This is a genomic window from Novimethylophilus sp. (genome assembly GCF_036504375.1).
In the GTDB taxonomy this organism is placed as follows: domain Bacteria; phylum Pseudomonadota; class Gammaproteobacteria; order Burkholderiales; family Methylophilaceae; genus Novimethylophilus.
On record NZ_DASXVH010000044.1, the window covers coordinates 1 to 19,733 of the forward strand.

Consider the following 19,733-nt stretch of genomic DNA (forward strand, 5'->3'; position numbering starts at 1 on the left):
CTATCTGGTGGTGTTGCCAATGCTTATTTTTTTACAGCGCCAACTTCCCAACAGGCTAATGCTTTTTGCCAAGGCGAATACGCTGCTGATACTGGCGGGATTGGGGCTATTGCTTGCTGTGCTGCTTCATCCAACGTTGGATATCCACAAAATGGGGCGGTTGGGCGATCCTCTAATCCTGGTCAGGAACACCTATCTGCAGTTGGCGCATGGGCTTGTCGATAAAGCGCATACCTACGGGGCCACCGTTCTCGGCAAATTCATCTCTTCTTACGGCATGGATGGGCTGCTGCTGACGCTGATTTATATCCTGATCGTCAAAGCCGCGACAGCGTCCGGATGGATGCAAATGGTGTTGGCAATCTACGCGCGGAAATTTCTCAAACCGAACCAATTGCCTGCATTTCAAAAGGTTTTTGCCTGGCTGATTGCGGTGGGGCTGACACATGCTGCATTTATGCTTTTGAGTGCTTTTTTGCTGCCAAAAAGATATTTAATGCCACTTGGATTCGTCATCATAGTATATGCAGCTTTCGGGCTGGCTGAGTTGCATAGGTCATGGCAACAGAAGCCCTGGCGTCCTTTCCGGAAAAACTGGAAATTCCCGCTCGCGGCTGCTGTGCTGACAACACAATTGGGGATGATGCTGTGGTTGTGGAGCCCGCATAAAAGCTACGAATTGGATGCAGCAAACTGGGTGGCGGCGCATGCCACAGCGGGGAGCCGCATATATGCCGATTCAGCGCGTTTGCGATATTACGCGAATGCTGACCAGTCTTTCCGGCACGACCTAGTATCTGTTGAAGAGATTCAGCAGCTTTTCACAGCAGGGCAAATGTCGCAATACGATTATATTCTGGTGCATGCATCCGGCGATCGTCAGGCATTGGCCAGCTTCCTGGCCGGGCAGTCGGGGTTGACAACCGTAGCTGTGTTAGATCATGGGCGTGATGCCATCACGGTCTATAGGCTGACACATTGATGTTTAGATAAGGGTGGAGAGGAAGCATGCGGATTCTTCATACTGAATCCAGCCTTAACTGGGGAGGCAAGGAATTGCGTGCCCTGGAGGAGGTTCGGTGGCTAAATAACCATGGTCACGAAGCATGGGTCGCGGCAAGGCCGAACTCCAAGATATTGGAATGGGCCGAGGCATGGGGTTTGCCTTTTTTTGTCGTACCGTTCCGCGGCGTCGCCCGCCCGGCAGCCATCAGCAAGCTTTACGCCCTGATCCGTAAATGCAGGTTCGATCTGATCGACTGCCATGACTCTCACGATGCCTTGCATTGTGCCATCCTGCGTCTGCTGGGCGCCAAGGTGGTCAGGACCTTGCACAGCGAAGGGATCAATACCCGCCTATTGCAAAGATTCGTCTGGCGCCATGGTAACGACCGCATTATCGTGGTATCTGAAGTGTTGAAGCAGCGCCTTGTTGCCATGGGGTTGCAAAGTGCAAAGATTGATGTGATCAACGAAGGGATCGACCTGACGGAGTTCGATTTCCGGCGTACTGGAGACAAAATTCGTGTCGAGTTCAACATCCCGTCCACCTGCAAAGTGGTGAGCAATATTGGCATGATTCGTCCCAATAAAGGTCAGCGCTACCTTGTCGAGGCCGCCGATGCAATTGTATCGGCTGTTCCCGAGGCTCGCTTCCTGCTCGTCGGTGAAGCAACGCGCCCGGAGTTCGACAGAGAACTGAGAGCGTGCCTGGAGGCTTCCCCTCAACGCGACAAGTTTATTTTGACCGGATATCGAACAGATGTAGCCGACTTCATCGCGGCATCCGATTGTGTGGTCGTCAGTTCGACCGCGGAAGCCCATTCTCGTGTGGTCCCCCAGGCTTTTGCAATGAAGCGGCCTGTTGTGGCTACGAATGTCGGTGGGCTGCCTGAGCTGGTCAAGCCCGGAATAACAGGTACGCTCGTGCAGACTGCCAACCCATCGGCCCTCGCAGCTGGGGTAATCCAGGTATTGCAAACCGACACAAGTGAGGTGTTGGATAACGCCTATTCCATGGCACTGGAGCGATTCCAAATAGATGGCATGATGCAGCGAACGCTGGAGAGCTATGAACGGGCTCTAGCAAAGCATCAGTCGATCCGATAACAGGCGAGTCGTTATGCGTTCAATTCCCATCCTCATGTATCACAATATCGGCCGTCCTTTACCAGGGGATCGCAAGCCAAAACTGTATGTGCGCGCCGATATCTTTTCCCGGCAAATGGCATTGCTGCGTTTGCTTGGTTTTCGCGGCATATCCATGAGTGAGGCCATGCCTTACCTGCGCGGGGAGTTGCAAGGCAAGGTGGTCGTCATCACGTTTGACGATGGCTATGCCGATACCGTCGATCTGGCGCTCCCGACGCTGCGGCGTTACGGCCATACCGCCACCTGCTATGTCGTCAGCCAAAGAATTGGTCAGCACAATACGTGGGATGCCGATCAAATCGGTGCCCACAAACCGCTCATGAGCAAGGAACAGTTGCTGTATTGGAGCGCTGCGGGCATGGGGGTAGGGGCGCATACGCAAACGCACCCCCATCTTCCCGATTGCGACGATGTAAGCCTTCTGAACGAGGTGGCGGGCTCCAAGGCTGAGCTTGAAGCCTTGTTGCAAACCCCGGTGGCTCAGTTCTGCTATCCATATGGCGCACTTGACCGGCGTGTGGTCGAGGCGGTGCGGGCAGCCGGGTATGATGCGGCTACGACTACCGGCAGGGGGCTTGCTGTTGTCGGTGGCGATCTGCATACGCTGCCACGGGAAAGGCCAAGAGTGTCCCGAATTTTATATAAACTGGGTTTGGGGTTGGGTTAGCGGTGGCATCCGAGTTTCTCCTGTCTTATCGCACATCTACAGCCACTGGGCTGCCAACATAACCGTATTATGTAACGCTATAAATGGAAATATTGCCGATGCAAACTAAAGATGGGCATTTGCCAAAAAATCTCGGAGATAAAGTACTTCTCGTGGCGGCCAGCCACACAGGAAATAATATTTTCTGTACTCCCGCAATTCGATTTCTCAAGAAACATTACCCTAATACGATATTTGATCTGGTTGCTTTAAACCAAAAAAGCGCTGAAGTTTTCTACGGCAATAACGACGTAAGCACGCTGTTTATTACCGATAAAAAACATAAGCTCACCAAGCTCGCCAAGAACTACTCGACAGTAATTTGCTTATATTACAAGTCGGTAGATGTCGTATCCGGGATCGAAAAGAATTTGGCATCTGTCCCTCCCTTGGTATCAGGAGTTCATCATGCAGATCAGGTACTTAATTTTGTAGCTGACTATACGGGCCATGAATTGACCGAGGTGGATCGTGCCTACGTGATTGGCAATGGGTCAACTACAAACTCATCTCCAATAGCCAACGCTGACATCGGAAATGACGATATTTTGATTTGTATGCATCTTGGATGCGCCAGAACGGCAATTCATGGGTGGAAATTTTTCTACAGGCATAAAACAATGCATCAGAAGCTTTGGCCGATCGATAGCTATATCGAGCTGGCAAACCAGCTGATTCGTGCAAATTCAAGAATTAGATTCGTGATAACCGGCACAAGGCATGAAGCATTTCTTGGCAAGAGATTTGAGAAAAGCGTTCCTGGTACCATCAATTTAATCGGGAAGACCTCAATTCCTGAACTATTTAAATTGATGAGGGATATGAATTTGTTTATCTCTCAAGATTGCGGCGTACTACACGTTGCATCTGCTTCCGGTGTCCCCCTGCTGGGCTTGTTTGGACCAACCAATCCCGCAAACACTGGTCCATATCCAATGAAAAAAAATCATATTGCGATAAAAAAGGAATCGATGGCAGCCATCAATCCCACGGAAGTTGTAGCCGCAGCCTTGAGGCTGCTGGATGATTTTCCCAAAACCAGAGTCCTTGAATCTCTTGGAAGCCACTGACCGCGCCCGTGAGATTGGGGAGCAGAAACTGCGCCAGTTCTGGAAAAAACTTCTAAATCGCTCAGATTCGCAACGCGGACGGCCGGCGTTGAAGGTCGAGCGCTCGCAACAGGAGTTCCGCCGCCGGTATCCGCATTACCGGATGGGCACCGGCACTTACGGCATACCTTTGGTCCATGGTTGGCATGATGGAACAACGCTGGTTATCAGCAACTTAAGCTGTGTTCGGACGATATCGCGGAATTCCTCGACTATGCTCGCTCACGCACCCCGCGTTGCCAATAGCCGCTGATGGCTGGGTGACAAAGACGGTCTAGCGGGTTTCCTTGAGTTCATCGAGTACCTCGCCGGCCACAATTCTTGCCGCTTCCAGTCTCTGCTGCTGGTCGAGAGAGCCTTGGCGTTTGCCGACACCTAAAAATCCCCGTATCGCCACTTTCATAAAACCCAGGCAAGTCGTGGCAAGAGACATTCTGGCGATGTGCGCTATGTCTTTTGCAGCATAGTGTTTCCTGCAAAAGAGAAAGAAGCCTCTTTTTTTTCTCAGATACTTATCCAGCGATGTGGACTCTTGCTCACTCCCTCCTCCGACATGAGTGATTTTTGCGGCGTCGCAATATCCGACTTGATACCCTGCCAATCTTAGCCGAAGGCAAATGTCGGCGTCTTCGCCATATAAAAAGAAATCCGGATCAAACCCCCCGATTTCCTGAAATACCTTCTTTCTCATCGCCATGCAGGCGCCCAGTATCCAGGCGTATTTTCCAGGCAGGGATTTTATTTTGGATGTATGCCTCAAGCGCTTTGCAGAAGGGTATTGTGTTCTGGGAAGTACAAATTTGTTCTTTGAAGGCTCATGAATCTCGGGGCCGACAATGCCCATGTCGTTATTTTGCGTGAGATACGAAACCAATGCGGATATCGCATTGGTATTCAGCAATTTTGTGTCCGGATTGATCAGCAGTAAGAAATCGCCATTGGCTACCGATGCCGCCAGATTGTTGGCTCGGCCAAACCCCAAATTCTCCTGGTTTTCGATAACGACGATTTGTTCGCCAAACGTTGCGCGAAGAGTTTTTACGCTGTCATCCCGGCTGTCGTTATCGACGACGATAATCTCGAGGCCGTCGATATCCTGCTCCAGTAGCGACCTGATGCATTCCGCAGCATAAGAGCCGGACTTGTAGTTGACGATGATTGCAGAAACCGGAATAGGGTTTCGAACATTAGTCATAGATATCCGATTTGGTAACCAGCACGTCTTCCATGATGAGATATTGCAGGTCCGAGCCGAAGAACATGTCGAGCGCGTCGGCCGGGCTGCACACCATGGGCTCGCCGCGGCGGTTGAGCGAAGTGTTGAGCACTACCGGGATACCGCGCCGCTTTTCCAGCTCCTCGATCAGCCGGTAATAGCGCGGGTTGGTGTCCATTGTCACCACCTGGGCGCGCGCAGTGCCGTCTTCGTGCACGACTTCCGGGATGCGCGCTTTCCAGTGTTCGGCGACATCGAAGGTAAAGGTCATGTAAGGCGCTGGATGGTCGGTTTGCAGGATATCCGCCGCCGCGCGGTCCAGCATGCTGGGGCAGAAAGGCCGCCAGCGTTCGCGGTATTTGATCTGCGCATTGATGCGATCGGCCACGCCCGGATGACTGGGATCGCCGAGGATGCTGCGGCAGCCCAGCGCACGGGGGCCGAACTCCATGCGGCCCTGGAACCAGGCCAGCGGATGGCCTGCTGCGAGCAGTTCCGCGCCCTTGGCCGAGGCGTCGTCTATGCGCTGCCATTGCGGCTTCGCCGGGTGCGCCTCGCAGGCGGCGATGCATTCCGCGGTGGTATAGGAAGGCCCCAGATAGGCGTGACGCATGGGTTCGACATTCTCGCCCAGTTCCGCCGCGACGTAGGTGGCCGCGCCCAAGGCGGTACCGGCATCGCCGGAGGCCGGCTGCACAAACAGCTCCTTGACGCCCGGCAGCGCGATGATGCGCTGGTTGAGCTTGACGTTGAGCGCGACGCCGCCCGCCATCGCGATACGTCCGGTCTCGCGGACGATATCGCCGACGTAGTGGTCGATAAGCTTGAGTGCGACGGTTTCCAATAAATCTTGCACCGCCGCCGCGTAATGGATATACGGGTGGTCGATCTCATCGCCATTCCGCTTTGGCCCCAGCCAATCCACCAGCGCCTTGGCGAAATAGTAACCCTTGCCGTTTTCCTTGTAGCGGCGTAGCCCCACGACGTTGATGAGCTTGGTATTGACGCGAAAATTCCCGCCATCGAATTCCAGCAGCCGCGATAAGTCGTATTTCTTCGGGTCGCCGTAAGGCGCCATGCCCATCACCTTGAACTCGCCGTCCAGCATCTCGAAGCCGAGGTATTCGGTAATCGCGCCGTACAGCCCGCCCAGCGAATCCGGGTCATAGAATTCCTTGATCTTGTGGATCTTGCCGTTTTCGCCGTAGCCGAAAAAGGTTGTCGCGTATTCGCCCTTGCCGTCGATGCCGACGATCGCGGTTTTTTCCTTGAAGCCGCCCAGATGATAGGCGCTGCTGGCATGCGCCAGGTGATGCTCTACCGGCACGAAACGCGCGCGGCTCAGGCCGAGCTCTGCCATCAGCGCCAGCACATGGTCGCGGTTGCGGCGGAAGCGGCGGTTGCCGTTGAAGATCGCATCCAGCGCGCGGTCCGGCGCATACCAGTAGCGTTTGGCATAGTGCCAGCGGGCGGGCGAGGTCAGCGGGATTTCCGCGTAGGGAAACGCTACCACGTCCACCTGCTCCGGTTGAACGCCGGCTTCGCGCAGGCAGTATTTCGCGGCCTCGAGCGGATACTTGTTCTTGGCATGCTTGTCGCGCAGAAAGCGTTCTTCTTCGGCCGCGGCGATCGTCTTGCCGTCGACCAGGATCGCGGCGGAGGCGTCATGCCCGACGGCGCCGGATAAACCCAAGATTATCATTGTTTGCTAGTCTCACATTACCCCGGCTGCAGCCAGCACCGGGTCATTTCCATAAACATCGCGCAGCGCTTGCCGCATTGGCTCCAGCAGGGCGGCATCGTGCTCCCAATTTCTCAGCAGCCGCCGCAGGTCGCGTGCATGCCGTCTCCGGAACAGCCAATCCCAGCGATATTCCTTGAGGCTGTCCAGGTCGATCAAGACGGGCTGCATGTCGACGATCTTGATATTGGCTGCCTTGAGATCGCCATGGGCGAAGCGCAGCCTTTGCATTTTGTGCAGCAGCTGCGCGACATTCATCGCTACTTGCTGCCGCTGCTGCGGCGCGACTTCTGCCATCCATGCGCCGACATCCGGTCCTGCCACGTATTCCGCCAGAAACCAGGCCCGGCGCCGGATGAAGCCCCAGCGCTGCTCCAGCAGGGCCACCGGCGCGGCCGTGGCGATGCCGGCGATGCGCAGGCGATAGGTATTGGCCCACGACAGCGCCGCGCGCGATTTCCTCAAGGCCCGGCCCAGTCCGTGACGCAAATTCTTGATATTGTACCGTTTGACGACAATTTTGCGTCCGGCCTGCTCGATCAGGCCAACCGTGCAGGTGTTGCCGGTCTTGAGGCGCGTGCTCTGCTCCAGCAGGATGTCCGGAGCGGCCAGCAGACTGTCCAGTCGATCCATCCATGCCCGTGCGACGACCAGGAATTTCGAACGATCCTGTTCCACATGCACATCGCTGCATTCGCGGAACACCTTGCGGTCGGCATACTCGGTGATGACCTCGCGGCGGATGCGCCTGACTTCGCGCTCCAACGCTTTCTGTTGCGCGGGCTGCGGCATCCGCCCGCGCTGCTCGCAATAGTACTGGTACAGCTGCGCTGCCCAGCCGTCATCATTGGCATCCAGCTTGGACAGTAAGCGTGCCAGGTTGGAAATGGCGGTGCGCCGGGCGCACCAGCCCGGCAGCAGGCGGATGCCGTCGCCGTCCAGCGTGTAGATCCGCTCGCCTTGTACGAGGAAATTCTTGAGATAAAGATCGGTTTGCAGCAACCCCGCCTCATGGTGCGCGGCGACGGTTCGCGTCAACGCCATTGCCAGCGCCAGCCGCTGCGGGCCATTCAGGGTGTTGTACATGACATCTTCGGCATTGGCTGAATCGGCGATCGACTGGTACAGCAGTATTTCGCCAGCCCCGTCCGGCAGTGTGGACGCATGCAGCAGCGTCGGCGTCGACAGGCGTTTTTCGGTCAACCATTGGGAACCCTGCCGGTCGCGTGCAGCATGGCGCGCCGCATGCGGTCCGAGGAATATCTTGGCAAACACTGCCTGTTGCCGCCACATCCCTTCGCAAACCAGGCGCTTACCCGGCACGCGCCGGACGATGCGGCTGCATTCCAGCGTCGTGCCATCGGCCAACGTCAGCGTAAAAGCATCCCCGCCCTGTACCGACAATGCCAGCAGGTCGGACGTCACGGCTTGAGCTGCAGCTTGCATAGCTTGAGTTCGCCGGATTCCGCCACGGTTTCTGCCGTCGTGCCGGCCATGGACGGCACCCGTTCCGTAATCAGCCAGATTTCAGCCTGGCGTTGCAACGCCAGCGGCGCCAGTATGCGGATTGCAGTTTCGTTCACGCCGCCCGCCTTGTAACCGACAGCAGTGAGCCAGTATGGCAGCGGCGGCTTTTGCAGCCGCAATTCGCCGGTACCATCCAGTCGCCGCTCGCGAGCATTTCCCGCGCCGCTTCGGCAATGCGCACTTCCTGGATTCTGTACACGGCGCGCGCGCCGAGACTGACCAGCCGCGCTGGTATCAGGGGCGCTAATAACACCAACAAAGTGTTGACGGACGGTTTCACTGGATTTTTTCCTGCGTTGAAGCTGGCGATGTGTTCGGCCAACGGCCGTGGAATTTGCGGTAAAGCGTGCGGGCCCTGGCTTCCACCTGTTTCCAGAACGGCTGTCCATGCGCCAGCGCATGGCGCAGAGTGCCGCAGTAGAGCCGTACGAAGCGCAAATAATCGCGCCGGCTCAGGCCCGCATCCATCGCCGAAAAGTAGAGCGCGGCGATATCCTTCATGCGTGCGGTATGAGGAATGGTGTCGCGGATGCCGACGCGGTGCAGGTCGAGCAGATACAGCAGGATTTCGCCATCGGCCAGCCGCGCTCCATCCAGGCAGAAATGGCAGATGTAGAAATCGCGGTGGCTCAAGCCATGATTGTGCAGCCGCCGGGAGATGTCGGCCACGGCCCTGATGATGCTGCGTTTGAGCCTGAGATCGGGTGGTTCGGCGGCCCAATTGTGACAGAAATCTTCCAGCGAAACGATATCGCCGAGGTCGCGCGTGACAACGAACGAGCGCCGCCGCGCCGGGTTGCAGCTGCGGCTGGCATAGGCGACGGCGGGCGTGGTGGCGATGCCCAGTTCGCCCAATTTGTGTATCGCCCGCCATTCGGTGTCGGCGCCGAGGACAGGCAGCTTGCCGGTGAGCAGGTTTTTGAAGATTTCCTTCCAGCCCACGCCGGAATGCTGTTTGACGAAGTAGGATTTCCCGCCCAGGCTGACCCGGATCGTCTTTCGGCCCGGCACGTCGCGGAAGACTTCGCCCTGCAACGCCATGATGCGCTCGAAGGCGTCGCCAGCCGGCAGCAGGGCACGGAAGTCCTGCGGGATGAAGTCTGCGCTTTTGCTCGGGAAAAAGTCCAAGTCAACCTCTCTTTTCGGCTGCAAACTGCTCCAGCAGTTCGGCTTCCATGGCTGAGGAGAAGCGCGCCGCGATGTTCGCGGTATAGCGCAGGCCGCTTTCGCTCCATGGTGTCCGGTCCGATTCGAGCATGTGAGCCAGTGCTTGGTTGAGATCCACCTGCCGGTAAGGCGAGGGCAGCACCTGCCCTGCGCCTGCGGCCTCGATGTGGACCGCATAGCCGCATACATCGGTGACTAGCACCGGCAGGCCGGCCGTCATCGCCTCGATCAACACGATGCCCGCAAGCTCCGAGCGTGCCGGGTGCACCAGCATGTCCGCCGCTTTCATGAGTTGCGGGATATCCGGACGGCCTGAGGTGATGATTATGCGCTCGCCCACGCCAAGCCGTTTCGCCAGTGCCGCCATCGCATCCGGCTTGTCTTCGCCGACCGCCAGCAGCCAGGTGTTGCGCCGAGCGGCTTCCGGCAGCGCGGCCAATCCTTCGATGGCCCGATCCAGCCCTTTGCGGACGAAGGCCGAGCCCACCATGAGCACGATATTCGCCTCTTCGGGCAGCCCAAATTCCGCCAGTACTTTAGCTCTTGCCGCAGTGCGGTCGATATCGGCAAAAGCTTCGGCCGGAATGCTCGGCGGCAGTAGGCGGAAACGCTCGTCTGGCGTGTGGTACCAGCGCTGGAAAATGTCTTTCTCGCGCGACGACAGCAGCAATATCCGGCAGTTGCCGTCTCCTTGCATCACCGCCTTTTCGCATGCCGCAAAAAAACGGTAGCGGCCGGTTAGCCGATACAGGCAATTGCGCTCGGTATAAGCGCGCTCGATAAAACAGGGATCGGCGGCATAGTAGGCGTCCAGCCCCGGCATGCGGTTGAAGCCGACGATCAAATCGGGTTTGTCGGCAGCCAGTTGCGCGGTGATCGCATCGATCAGCTGCTGGTGGCGCTGATGGTTGAAGATGCCGGAAAACGGCAGGCAGGCTACTTCGATAGTGCCTTCGGGCCGGTCGCCATGCCACTGGCCGGTATAAATCTTGACCGCGTGGCCGCGCGCGACGCAGGCCCTGGCGATGCGCAGCATGTCGCGCTGGGCGCCGCCATAGGGAAAGTATTTGAAAATGATAAAAGCAAACTTCATCAGGCGCATGCCCTGCCGCAAGCCGGAAAAGTGTGAATTGTATGCGAAAATGCGCCCATGCCCCGCTTGCTGATCGTTAAAACCTCGTCTCTTGGCGATGTCGTCCATAACCTGCCGGTTGTGACCGACATCCGGAAACAATTTCCAGGCATGGTCATCGACTGGGCGGTGGAAGAAGGGTTTGCCGACATTCCCGCGCTGCATCCCGGCGTCTCCGAGGTTATTCCGGTGGCGATGCGGCGCTGGCGGCGCAACCTGGCCTCAAGCCGGACCTGGCGACAAATATCCGCCTGCAGAGCACGGCTGAAATGGCAGCATTACGATTGGGTGCTGGATACCCAGGGACTGCTGAAGAGCGCGCTGCTTGCTTCGTGGGCAACCGGTCCGCGGCACGGCCAGGACGGCGACTCCGCTCGAGAACCGCTGGCCTCGCTGTTTTACCGGCATCGGCATGCGGTGGCGCGCGGGCAGCATGCCGTTACCCGCAATCGCCAACTGGCTGCGTTGGCGCTTGGCTATGCGCAGCCCGAAACGCCGCCGGATTATGGCATACATGCCAGCCTCGACAGGCTGCCGCCAGGGTTGCCGCAGCGTTATGTCGTCGGCTTGCATGGCACCAGCCGGGATTCCAAGCTATGGCCAACGGAGCACTGGATCGCGTTGGGCCAAGCGCTGGCCGCAGACGGCTTGGTCCTGTTGTTGCCGTGGGGCAATGCGGACGAACTGGTCCGCGCCCGCATGATTGCAGCAAGCGTTCCGCAAGCGCTGGTGCTGCCCCGGCTGCCGCTGGCAGAACTGGCTGCCGTGCTGGCAAACGCGGCAGCGACCGTCGGCGTGGATACCGGTTTGATCCATCTCGCCGCTGCGCTGGATGTGCCTGCCGTCGCTGTCTATACCGACACCGATCCGGCATTGACCGGCGTGTTCGGCGCCGATCCCGGGCGTTTTCGCAATCTGGGCGGAATTGCCGAAACTCCCTCCTGCGATAGCGTCATTGGGGCATTGAGCCAGGTTAAGAGCCTATTTCGGTAGGTTTCATCCCCGCCGGTTGTCGAAAAAGGTGGCGCTGACCGGTTGCAGCGACCGGTCGGCGCCAGCGGTGCTTTCCTGCAGGAAAACGGCGTCTCAGGTGCTCTGCGGCAAGTGGGTGTTGCGGTGTAAATATTTATTCTTAAAGGAATAATATTGTATGGCGCAATTTTTTTGTTGGTCTGGCTTGTTTTTTTTCGATTTGTCTCCATTTTCGGAGTTACGTATTTAATGACGAGGAATTCTCATGTCGCAAGAAAACCAGACCCCGGAACAGCCTGTCGAAGGAGAGCAACTGTTATCGGCGCCTTCCGGTGACGAACCGGCCGGCCGCCAGCCGGAGCAGGGCAATGTGGAAATGATGCCCAGCCTGGAAGACATGCTGCAGGACGCCGACCGGCGGGCACAGGAGCATTATGACGCCTGGATGTATGCCAAGGCGGAAGGCGAGAACATCCGCCGCCGCGCGCAGGACGATATCGAGAAAGCGCGCAAGTTCGCGTTGGAGAAATTCTCCTCCGAATTGCTCGCGGTAAAGGACAGCATGGAAGCCGCGCTCAATGTGGGAACCGCAACGGTCGAGAGCTACAGGAACGGCGTCGAACTCACGCTCAAGCAGCTTGCCAGCGTATTGGAAAAATTCAATGTGCTCGAAGTGGCGCCGGTCGGCGAGAAATTCGACCCGCACAAGCACCAGGCGATCAGCATGGTGGAAGCCGATGCCGAGCCCAATACCGTGATCAACGTGCTGCAAAAGGGCTACACCCTGCACGACCGTGTGCTGCGCCCGGCGCTTGTCGTGGTGTCAAAAGGCAAGAATTAGCGCTTGAAAATCAGCAAACCGTCTCTATATACCGACTATCGTAAAAGACTTTTTTAAGGAACCAACATGGGAAAGATTATTGGCATCGACCTGGGCACGACCAACTCCTGCGTCGCCGTGATGGAAGGCGGCAAGCCGCGCGTGATCGAGAATGCCGAGGGTGCTCGCACCACGCCGTCCATCGTCGCTTATGCCGAAGATGGCGAAATCCTGGCCGGCGCATCGGCCAAGCGTCAGGCGGTGACCAACCCCAAGAACACCTTGTACGCGGTGAAGCGCCTGATTGGCCGCCGCTTCGAAGAAAAGGAAGTGCAGAAGGACATCAACCTGATGCCCTACACCATTACCAAGGCCGACAACGGCGATGCCTGGGTGGAAGTGCGCGGCAAGAAAATGGCGCCGCCGCAGGTTTCCGCCGAAGTGCTGCGCAAGATGAAGAAGACCGCCGAGGATTACCTGGGCGAAGAAGTGACCGAAGCCGTCATCACCGTGCCGGCCTATTTCAACGACAGCCAGCGCCAGGCCACCAAGGACGCCGGCCGCATCGCCGGTCTGGAAGTGAAGCGCATCATCAACGAACCGACCGCTGCTGCGCTGGCATTCGGTCTGGACAAGCAGGAAGGCGACCGCAAGATTGCGGTGTATGACCTGGGTGGTGGCACGTTCGATATTTCCATTATCGAAATCGCTGAAATCGACGGCGAACACCAGTTCGAAGTGCTGTCCACCAACGGCGACACCTTCCTGGGCGGCGAAGACTTCGACAACCGCCTGATCGACTTCCTGGCCGACGAGTTCAAGAAGGACAACGCCGGCCTCGACCTGCGCAACGATCTGCTGGCCAAGCAGCGCCTGAAGGAAGCTGCGGAAAAAGCCAAGATCGAGCTCTCTTCCAGCACCCAGACCGACGTCAACCTGCCCTACATCACCGCGGATGCCACCGGACCTAAACATTTAGTCGTCAAGATCACCCGTGCCAAGTTCGAGTCGCTGGTGGAAGATCTGATCGAACGCACCATCAAGCCGTGCGAGCTGGCGATGAAGGATGCCGGCGTCAAGCTTTCCGATATTCAGGACGTGATCCTGGTCGGCGGGCAGACCCGCATGCCCAAGGTGCAGGAGAAGGTGCAGGCTTTTTTCGGCCGCGAACCGCGCAAGGACGTCAACCCGGACGAAGCCGTGGCCGTCGGGGCCTGCATCCAGGGCGGCGTGCTGCAAGGCGAAGTGACGGACGTGCTGCTGCTGGACGTGACTCCGTTGAGCTTGGGCATCGAAACCATGGGCGGCGTGATGACCAAGCTGATCCAGAAGAACACCACGATCCCGACCAAGGCGTCGCAGGTGTTCTCGACCGCGGAAGACAACCAGTCGGCGGTGACCATCCACGTGTTGCAGGGCGAGCGCGAGATCGCTTCCGGCAACAAGAGCCTGGGTCAGTTCAATCTGGCTGACATTCCGCCTGCGCCGCGCGGCATGCCGCAGATCGAGGTTGCCTTCAACATCGATGCCAACGGCATCCTGCATGTGGCGGCCAAGGACAAGGCTACCGGCAAGGAAAGCAACATCACTATCAAGGCCAGTTCCGGCTTGTCCGAGGAAGAAATCCGCCGCATGGAAGAAGACGCTGCCGCGCACGCCGAGGAAGACCACAAGGTGCGCGAACTGGTCGATGCGCGCAACGCGGCCGACGGCATGGTGCACAGCGTGAAGAAGTCGCTCTCCGAGCACGGCGACAAGCTGGACGCCGGGGAGAAGGAAAAGATCGAGGCCGCGCTCAAGGAAGTCGAAGACGTCCTCAAGTCCGACGACAAGGAAGCCATCGAAGCCAAGACCAACGCGCTGATGGAAGCTTCGCACAAGCTGGCGGAAAAGATTTACGCCCAGCAGCCGGAAGGTAGTGCCGGGGCTGGCGCAGCACATGCGGAGCAGGCCGAGAAGCAGGCTGACGATAATGTCGTCGATGCCGAATTCGAAGAAGTCAAGGACGAGAAAAAATAAGTCTTTAGTCGCTGGTGGCTAGTCGTTGGTAACTCCTGTGGGTTTCAACTGGCGACTGGCATTTATTAACTAACGACCGAATCCTTATGGCAAAAAAAGACTATTACGAAGTGTTGGGCGTCAACCGCGACGCTGCCGAAGACGACATCAAGAAGGCCTACCGCAAACTGGCCATGAAATATCATCCGGACCGCAATCCGGATAATCCGAATGCCGAGGAGCATTTCAAGGAAGCCAAGGAAGCCTACGAGATCCTGTCGGATGCGCAGAAACGCGCCGCCTACGACCAGTATGGCCATGCCGGCGTCGACCCGAGCGCGGGCGGCGGGCCGGGCAGCCAGGGTTTCGGCAACTTTGCGGACGCGTTCGGCGATATCTTCGGAGACATCTTCGGCGCAGGCGGCGGACGGCGTTCCAACGTCTACCGCGGCGCGGACTTGCGCTACAACATGGAAATCTCGCTGGAAGACGCCGCGCGCGGCACCGAGACCAAGATTCGCATTCCGGTCATGGCCGAGTGCGAAACCTGCCACGGAAGCGGGGCCAAGCCCGGTACGCAGCCGGCCACCTGTTCCACTTGCGGCGGTCACGGTCAGGTGCGCATGCAGCAGGGATTCTTCTCGATCCAGCAGACCTGTCCGAAATGCCACGGCAGCGGCAAAATGGTGTCCTCTCCCTGTCCGGCCTGTCACGGCGACGGCCGCATCAAGCAGCAGAAGACCCTGGCGGTCAAGATTCCGGCCGGGGTGGACGAGGGCGACCGTATCCGCCTGACCGGCGAAGGTGAGGCCGGCGTCAACGGCGGGCCGCCGGGCGATCTGTACGTGGTGGTGCATCTCAAGAAGCACGCCATTTTCGAGCGCGACGGCGGCGACCTGCATTGCGAAATGCCGATCAGCTTTACCATGGCGGCACTCGGCGGCGAAATCGAAATTCCTACGCTGGATGGCCACGCCAAGATGAAAATCCCGGCGGAAACCCAGACCGGTGCGGTATTCCGCCTGCGCGGCAAAGGCATCAAGGCGCTGCGCAGCAATGAACACGGCGACCTGTTGTGCCATGTGATGGTGGAAACGCCGGTCAAGCTCACGGAGCGGCAAAAGGAGCTGTTGCGCGAGCTGGAAGAAATCAATCAGCTGGACGCCCAGAAACACAGCCCGCGAGCGAAGTCGTGGATGGCTAAGGTAAAAGAGTTTTTCCAGTAACCCGAGGCTGAGGCAGCATTAAAGGGTCAGGGAGAACTTCAGCGATTATGCCGGTTTCCCCGGTGCTGCTGGCTTTTTCTTCGATTTTGTTTTGCTTTTAACGGCTGGTTTCGGCACGTACTTGCTCAGCCACCAATCACTGGCAAGCTTCTGGGCCTGCGCTTCCTGCTCCTGGGTAAGCAGACCGGCGAGCTTGTCGCGCTGATCCATCGCCGCCTGCAACTGTTCTTCCCTGGGCTCGTCCTTGCCGTCGTCGCGTTTGCCGCCGGCAGCGGCGATGGCATACCACATATAAGCCTGCACCAGGTCCCGCGCAGTGCCTTCGCCGTTCGCATACATATTGGCCAGCATCAATTGCCCCGGCAGGTCGCCTTTATCGGCCAGCATGTGCGCCCAGCGCAGCGCCTCGGTGAAATCCGCTGTCACGTCATAGCCGTTGTAGAGTTTTACCGCCAGCAGGCGGGCCGCATCTTGCTGGCCCGCTCCGGCGGCGCGGCGCAGCCAGCGCAGCGCTTCATCGGTGTTCTTGGGAAGACCCTGGCCGTAACTGAAACGCGAAGCCAGTTCGAACTGCGCGGTAACATCGTTGGCGTTGGCCTTGGCCAGCAACCGCGGCAAGGGCAGCTTGTCGTACTCGGTTTTTTTCGGCGGCTCCGCTTTGGGGGCTTGCGGCTGCGCAGCGTCAGCCGGGCTGTCGGCCTTGGGCGAGCCTTGGGCGGGGTTCGTGCTGAACGTTTCATCAGCTCCTTGGGCAGCAGCGGCCATGCTCAACATCAGCATCAGTAACAGCCGCTGCATCAGGCTAGCCTTTTTTCTTCAAGCAGCAAAGTGGCGAAATCTTCCGGTGGCAGTGCCTCGCTGAACAGGTAACCCTGGATCTGGTCGCAGTTCAAGGCCTTGAGAAAATCGAGCTGTTTCTGCGTTTCCACGCTTTTGGCCACCACTTCCAGCCGCAGGCTATGCGCCATGCTGATGATGGCGCGCACGATGGCCGAATCGTCGGCGCTATCCACCAGTTCGCGTATGAAGGATTGGTCGATTTTCAGCTTGTCGATATGGAAACGCTTGAGATAAGCCAGCGTGGAATATCCGACGCCAAAGTTATCCACCGCTACCCGGATCCCATGCTGTTTGATGCGATGGATCACCTGCGCCGTTTCCTCGACATCATGCATGATCGTGCTCTCGGTCAATTCGATTTCCAAGAGGAAAGGATTGATGCCGCTTTCCCGGAGAATGTCCTCAATCTGGCGGAACTGACGGAACTGGCGGAAAGAAATATTGATCGAGATCGGCATTGCGCGTACGCCGGCCTGCTGCCACGCCTGGATTTGCCGGCATACGTTGCGCATCATCCATTCGCCCAGTGGTACGATGACGCCGCTTTCTTCGGCCATCTCGATGAATACCTGGGACGAAACCATGCCCATTTCCGGATGCTGCCAGCGCAGCAGCGCTTCGGCACCGACCACCTGACCGCTTTTCAGATCTGCCTGCGGCAGGTAGTAGACGAGGAATTCCTCCTGTTCCAGCGCACGGCGCAGGCTGTTCTCCAGCGTCATGCGCTGCAGCGACCGGGCATTCATTTCGGGTGCGAAGAACTGATAGCCTCTGCGGCCACTGCCCTTGGCGCGGAACATGGCGGCCTCGGCATTCTGGATCAGTACGTCGGTCTCGGTGCCATCGTTGGGGAAAACGCTGATGCCGATACTCGGCGTCGCCATGACCTCATTTCCATCCAGCAGATAAGGCTGCGATAAGTCATTGATGATGGATTGCGCCATGTGTCCGGCACCCTCCATATCCAGCCCTGGCAGCAGAATATGAAACACATCGCCGCCGTGGTGCGTTCCGGCAGACTGCGCCGGCACGATTTCGCGCAGGCGCTCGGCAACGACCTTCAGGAGCTGGTCGCCTGCAGCATGGCCGAAGGATTCGTTGATCTGTTTGATGCGATCGAGATCAAGCGATAGCAGTGCGAGCGGGCTGCGATTGCGCTGTGCGCTGGAGATCGCCACCCCGATGCGTTCCTGAAACAGGTCTCGATTGGGTAGGCCGGTCAAGGCATCGTAATTCGCCAGTTGGTGGATACGTTCTTCGGTGCGCTTGATTTCGCTGATATCGCTGAACATCCCGATGTAGTGGCTCACTTGCCCGCTGTCGTCACGCACCGCGGTGATTGACAGCCATTCCGGATAAATATCGCCATTCTTGCGGCGATTCCAGATTTCGCCGCGCCAATGGCCGGTGGTCAGCAGGCTGTTCCACATTTTCTGGTAGAACGCCCTGTCGTGGCGCCCGGAAGAGAACATGCGCGGATTCCTGCCGGTGACTTCGTCCGGCGTATAGCCGGTCACCTCGGTAAATGCGCGATTGACCGAGAGAATCCGGTTGTCATGGTCGGTGATGGTAATGGCTTCGCTACTGCTCTCGAACACCTGTGCGGCGAGCTGGAGGTCGGTCTGGGCGCGCTTGATTTCGCCGATATCGCTGAAAATTGCGATGTGGTGGCTCACTTGCCCGCTGTCGTCATGCACCGCGGTGATTGACAGCCATTCCGGAAAGATATCGCCATTCTTGCGGCGATTCCAGACTTCGCCATGCCAGTGACCGGTGGTCAGCAGGCTGCCCCACATTTTCTGGTAGAACGCCCTGTCGTGGCGTCCGGAAGAGAATATGCGCGGATTCCTGCCGATGACCTCATCCGGCGTATAGCCGGTCACCCCGGTGAATGCGGGATTGACCGAGAGTATGGCATTGTCGCGGTCGGTGACGATAATGGCTTCGCTGCTGCGCTGGAACACCTGTGCGGCGAGCTGGAGGTTGGCCTCGGCCGACTTGCGCACGGTGATGTCTTCTATCGTGCCGATTACCCGTACCGGCTGGCCATCGGCGGAACGGCTGACCACTTTGCCGCGCGACAGTACCCATTTGTAGCTGCCGTCCTTGCATCGCAGACGATATTCCCGGCAGAAATCCGGCAGTTCCCCTCGAAACAGCTGTACTGTGCTATCCAGCACTCCCGGCTTGTCTTCCGGATGCATGCGCGCGTCGAAATCCTCCACGCTGGCATCCGTTTCACCCGGCGCAAAACCGAGAATATTCCAGTAGCCTGACGAATAAAACATCTGGTTGGTCTGGGTGTTCCAGTCCCATACGCCGTCACCGCTGCCGTCCAGCGCAAAACTCCAGCGTTCCTCGCTTTCGCGCAAAGCCTGAGCCATCGCCTCGCGCTTTTCATCGTCGGCCAGCTTTTGCATGGCAAAAAATATGTCTTGCGCCATTTCTTCCAGCAGCTCCACCAGCGCCGGCGTAAAAAAACCGGCTTCATCGGTATATAGCACCAGCGCGCCGGCTACATCATGATTTTCATGCAAAGGCAAAGCTGCCATCGACCGGGCTTGGCCACGAATCGCAGGCGACGGCTCGGGGCCGGTGTTTGCGGAAAGATCGTTGCAAATATAGGTACGACCCTCGCGTATTGCAGCGCCGGCCGCGGTTGCCGGTTCCAGCTGTCGCTGCAGCATGGATGCATCTCCGCCCTCCTGCGTCGCCGTTCGGATCTCGCCGGATGCTTTATCCAGCAGGCCGATCCATGCCATGCTGAAATTTCCGGTCTCGACCGCGATGCGGCAGATGTCAGAGAACAGAGTGCCGCGCTCGCGGTCATGGGCGATCGCCCGGTTGCTGCGAGTCAAGGTACGATACATCTGCGACATGCGCAGAATGTTTTTTTCGTGATCCAGGCGTTGTGCGACGTCCGATTGCGTAGAATTGTCAGCGTTCATATGCATTTCTGGGAACTGTTGGAAGCTGTCTTGAAAATTGCTGCGGAGGGTGTCTGCGGCGTTGCGCGGTATCGGCTACGGCCGTCGTGCGGCTTAACGTCGCTGCGCGAGTTAGCTTGCGCAGCAACTTCGTTGTCGCTCCCTCGCCGTACTATCTGTACTGTAGCTCCGGCATAACCT

Annotated in this window: 17 protein-coding genes; 8 read left to right on the top strand and 9 right to left on the bottom strand. The window is 58.0% G+C overall.

Translation table 11 applies throughout. The features are described from left to right. From VGK14_RS06265 to VGK14_RS06280, 4 genes are all read left to right on the top strand, one after another. On the top strand, positions 1-982 hold a 982-nt coding region (locus VGK14_RS06265), incomplete at its 5' end, for a hypothetical protein (protein ID WP_331508092.1). Positions 983-1,008: 26 nt separating this feature from the next. Then, a complete protein-coding gene (locus VGK14_RS06270; RefSeq protein WP_331508093.1) occupies positions 1,009-2,109 on the top strand; it encodes a glycosyltransferase family 4 protein in 1,101 nt (366 codons plus the stop codon). 13 nt (positions 2,110-2,122) lie between these two features. Then, positions 2,123-2,818, top strand: a complete 696-nt coding sequence (locus VGK14_RS06275; protein WP_331508094.1) for a polysaccharide deacetylase family protein — start codon at positions 2,123-2,125, stop codon at positions 2,816-2,818. Positions 2,819-2,916: 98 nt separating this feature from the next. Then, entirely contained in the window at positions 2,917-3,927 is a 1,011-nt protein-coding gene (locus VGK14_RS06280; protein ID WP_331508095.1) for a glycosyltransferase family 9 protein, read from the top strand. Positions 3,928-4,240: 313 nt separating this feature from the next. Here the strand turns inward: VGK14_RS06280 and VGK14_RS06285 are convergent, their stop codons facing one another. From VGK14_RS06285 to VGK14_RS06315, 7 genes are read right to left on the bottom strand one after another with little or no spacing between them, the layout of a single operon-like run. Further along, positions 4,241-5,161, bottom strand: coding sequence for a glycosyltransferase family 2 protein (locus VGK14_RS06285; protein ID WP_331508096.1), 921 nt, complete (start codon positions 5,159-5,161; stop codon positions 4,241-4,243). Continuing rightward, the gene (locus VGK14_RS06290) at positions 5,154-6,884 is read right to left on the bottom strand and encodes a carbamoyltransferase (RefSeq protein WP_331508097.1); all 1,731 of its coding nucleotides are present in this window, start codon (positions 6,882-6,884) and stop codon (positions 5,154-5,156) included. Before VGK14_RS06290 ends, VGK14_RS06285 begins: the two co-directional genes overlap by 8 nt. Positions 6,885-6,896: 12 nt before the next feature. Then, the gene (locus tag VGK14_RS06295) at positions 6,897-8,369 is read right to left on the bottom strand and encodes a lipopolysaccharide kinase InaA family protein (protein WP_331508098.1); all 1,473 of its coding nucleotides are present in this window, start codon (positions 8,367-8,369) and stop codon (positions 6,897-6,899) included. Beyond that, positions 8,345-8,506: a hypothetical protein gene (locus VGK14_RS06300; RefSeq protein ID WP_331508099.1), complete on the bottom strand. Its 162-nt coding sequence runs from the start codon at positions 8,504-8,506 to the stop codon at positions 8,345-8,347. The genes VGK14_RS06295 and VGK14_RS06300 overlap by 25 nt, the downstream gene beginning before the upstream one ends. Next, a complete protein-coding gene (locus tag VGK14_RS06305; protein ID WP_331508100.1) occupies positions 8,503-8,703 on the bottom strand; it encodes a hypothetical protein in 201 nt (66 codons plus the stop codon). The genes VGK14_RS06300 and VGK14_RS06305 overlap by 4 nt, the downstream gene beginning before the upstream one ends. A gap of 23 nt (positions 8,704-8,726) precedes the next feature. Then, on the bottom strand, positions 8,727-9,578 hold the full coding sequence (gene rfaP / locus VGK14_RS06310) for a lipopolysaccharide core heptose(I) kinase RfaP (RefSeq protein WP_331508101.1): 852 nt from the start codon (positions 9,576-9,578) through the stop codon (positions 8,727-8,729). Between the two features lies 1 nt (position 9,579). Then, positions 9,580-10,710, bottom strand: coding sequence for a glycosyltransferase family 4 protein (locus VGK14_RS06315; protein ID WP_331508102.1), 1,131 nt, complete (start codon positions 10,708-10,710; stop codon positions 9,580-9,582). 57 nt (positions 10,711-10,767) lie between these two features. Here VGK14_RS06315 and waaC point away from each other — a divergent pair, with 57 nt between their 5' ends. The 4 genes from waaC (at position 10,768) to dnaJ (ending at position 15,765) form a co-directional block, all read left to right on the top strand. Next, the gene (gene waaC / locus VGK14_RS06320) at positions 10,768-11,742 is read left to right on the top strand and encodes a lipopolysaccharide heptosyltransferase I (RefSeq protein ID WP_331508104.1); all 975 of its coding nucleotides are present in this window, start codon (positions 10,768-10,770) and stop codon (positions 11,740-11,742) included. A gap of 244 nt (positions 11,743-11,986) precedes the next feature. Continuing rightward, a complete protein-coding gene (grpE, locus tag VGK14_RS06325; RefSeq protein WP_331508105.1) occupies positions 11,987-12,562 on the top strand; it encodes a nucleotide exchange factor GrpE in 576 nt (191 codons plus the stop codon). A 66-nt stretch (positions 12,563-12,628) separates the two neighbouring features. Further along, entirely contained in the window at positions 12,629-14,560 is a 1,932-nt protein-coding gene (dnaK, locus tag VGK14_RS06330; protein ID WP_331508106.1) for a molecular chaperone DnaK, read from the top strand. An 86-nt stretch (positions 14,561-14,646) separates the two neighbouring features. Beyond that, positions 14,647-15,765, top strand: a complete 1,119-nt coding sequence (gene dnaJ, locus VGK14_RS06335; protein ID WP_331508107.1) for a molecular chaperone DnaJ — start codon at positions 14,647-14,649, stop codon at positions 15,763-15,765. Positions 15,766-15,810: 45 nt separating this feature from the next. On the opposite strand, the gene VGK14_RS06340 is transcribed toward dnaJ, so the two are convergent. Together VGK14_RS06340 and VGK14_RS06345 are read right to left on the bottom strand one after the other, a co-directional pair. Continuing rightward, entirely contained in the window at positions 15,811-16,563 is a 753-nt protein-coding gene (locus VGK14_RS06340; RefSeq protein WP_331508109.1) for a tetratricopeptide repeat protein, read from the bottom strand. Further along, the gene (locus tag VGK14_RS06345; protein WP_331508110.1) at positions 16,563-19,553 is read right to left on the bottom strand and encodes a bifunctional diguanylate cyclase/phosphodiesterase; all 2,991 of its coding nucleotides are present in this window, start codon (positions 19,551-19,553) and stop codon (positions 16,563-16,565) included. The genes VGK14_RS06340 and VGK14_RS06345 overlap by 1 nt, the downstream gene beginning before the upstream one ends. Between the last annotated feature and the right edge of the window lie 180 nt (positions 19,554-19,733).

Excerpts from the sequence above, each read along its gene's own strand:
- VGK14_RS06315 (WP_331508102.1), bottom strand. The coding sequence starts at position 10,710 with ATGAAGTTTGCTTTTATCATTTTCAAATACTTTCCCTATGGCGGCGCC.
- dnaK (WP_331508106.1), top strand. The coding sequence starts at position 12,629 with ATGGGAAAGATTATTGGCATCGACCTGGGCACGACCAACTCCTGCGTC.
- VGK14_RS06345 (WP_331508110.1), bottom strand. The coding sequence starts at position 19,553 with ATGAACGCTGACAATTCTACGCAATCGGACGTCGCACAACGCCTGGAT.
- VGK14_RS06280 (WP_331508095.1), top strand. The coding sequence starts at position 2,917 with ATGCAAACTAAAGATGGGCATTTGCCAAAAAATCTCGGAGATAAAGTA.
- VGK14_RS06295 (WP_331508098.1), bottom strand. The coding sequence starts at position 8,369 with ATGCAAGCTGCAGCTCAAGCCGTGACGTCCGACCTGCTGGCATTGTCG.
- waaC (WP_331508104.1), top strand. The coding sequence starts at position 10,768 with ATGCCCCGCTTGCTGATCGTTAAAACCTCGTCTCTTGGCGATGTCGTC.
- VGK14_RS06285 (WP_331508096.1), bottom strand. The coding sequence starts at position 5,161 with ATGACTAATGTTCGAAACCCTATTCCGGTTTCTGCAATCATCGTCAAC.
- grpE (WP_331508105.1), top strand. The coding sequence starts at position 11,987 with ATGTCGCAAGAAAACCAGACCCCGGAACAGCCTGTCGAAGGAGAGCAA.
- VGK14_RS06270 (WP_331508093.1), top strand. The coding sequence starts at position 1,009 with ATGCGGATTCTTCATACTGAATCCAGCCTTAACTGGGGAGGCAAGGAA.
- VGK14_RS06275 (WP_331508094.1), top strand. The coding sequence starts at position 2,123 with ATGCGTTCAATTCCCATCCTCATGTATCACAATATCGGCCGTCCTTTA.
- VGK14_RS06340 (WP_331508109.1), bottom strand. The coding sequence starts at position 16,563 with ATGCAGCGGCTGTTACTGATGCTGATGTTGAGCATGGCCGCTGCTGCC.
- VGK14_RS06290 (WP_331508097.1), bottom strand. The coding sequence starts at position 6,884 with ATGATAATCTTGGGTTTATCCGGCGCCGTCGGGCATGACGCCTCCGCC.
- dnaJ (WP_331508107.1), top strand. The coding sequence starts at position 14,647 with ATGGCAAAAAAAGACTATTACGAAGTGTTGGGCGTCAACCGCGACGCT.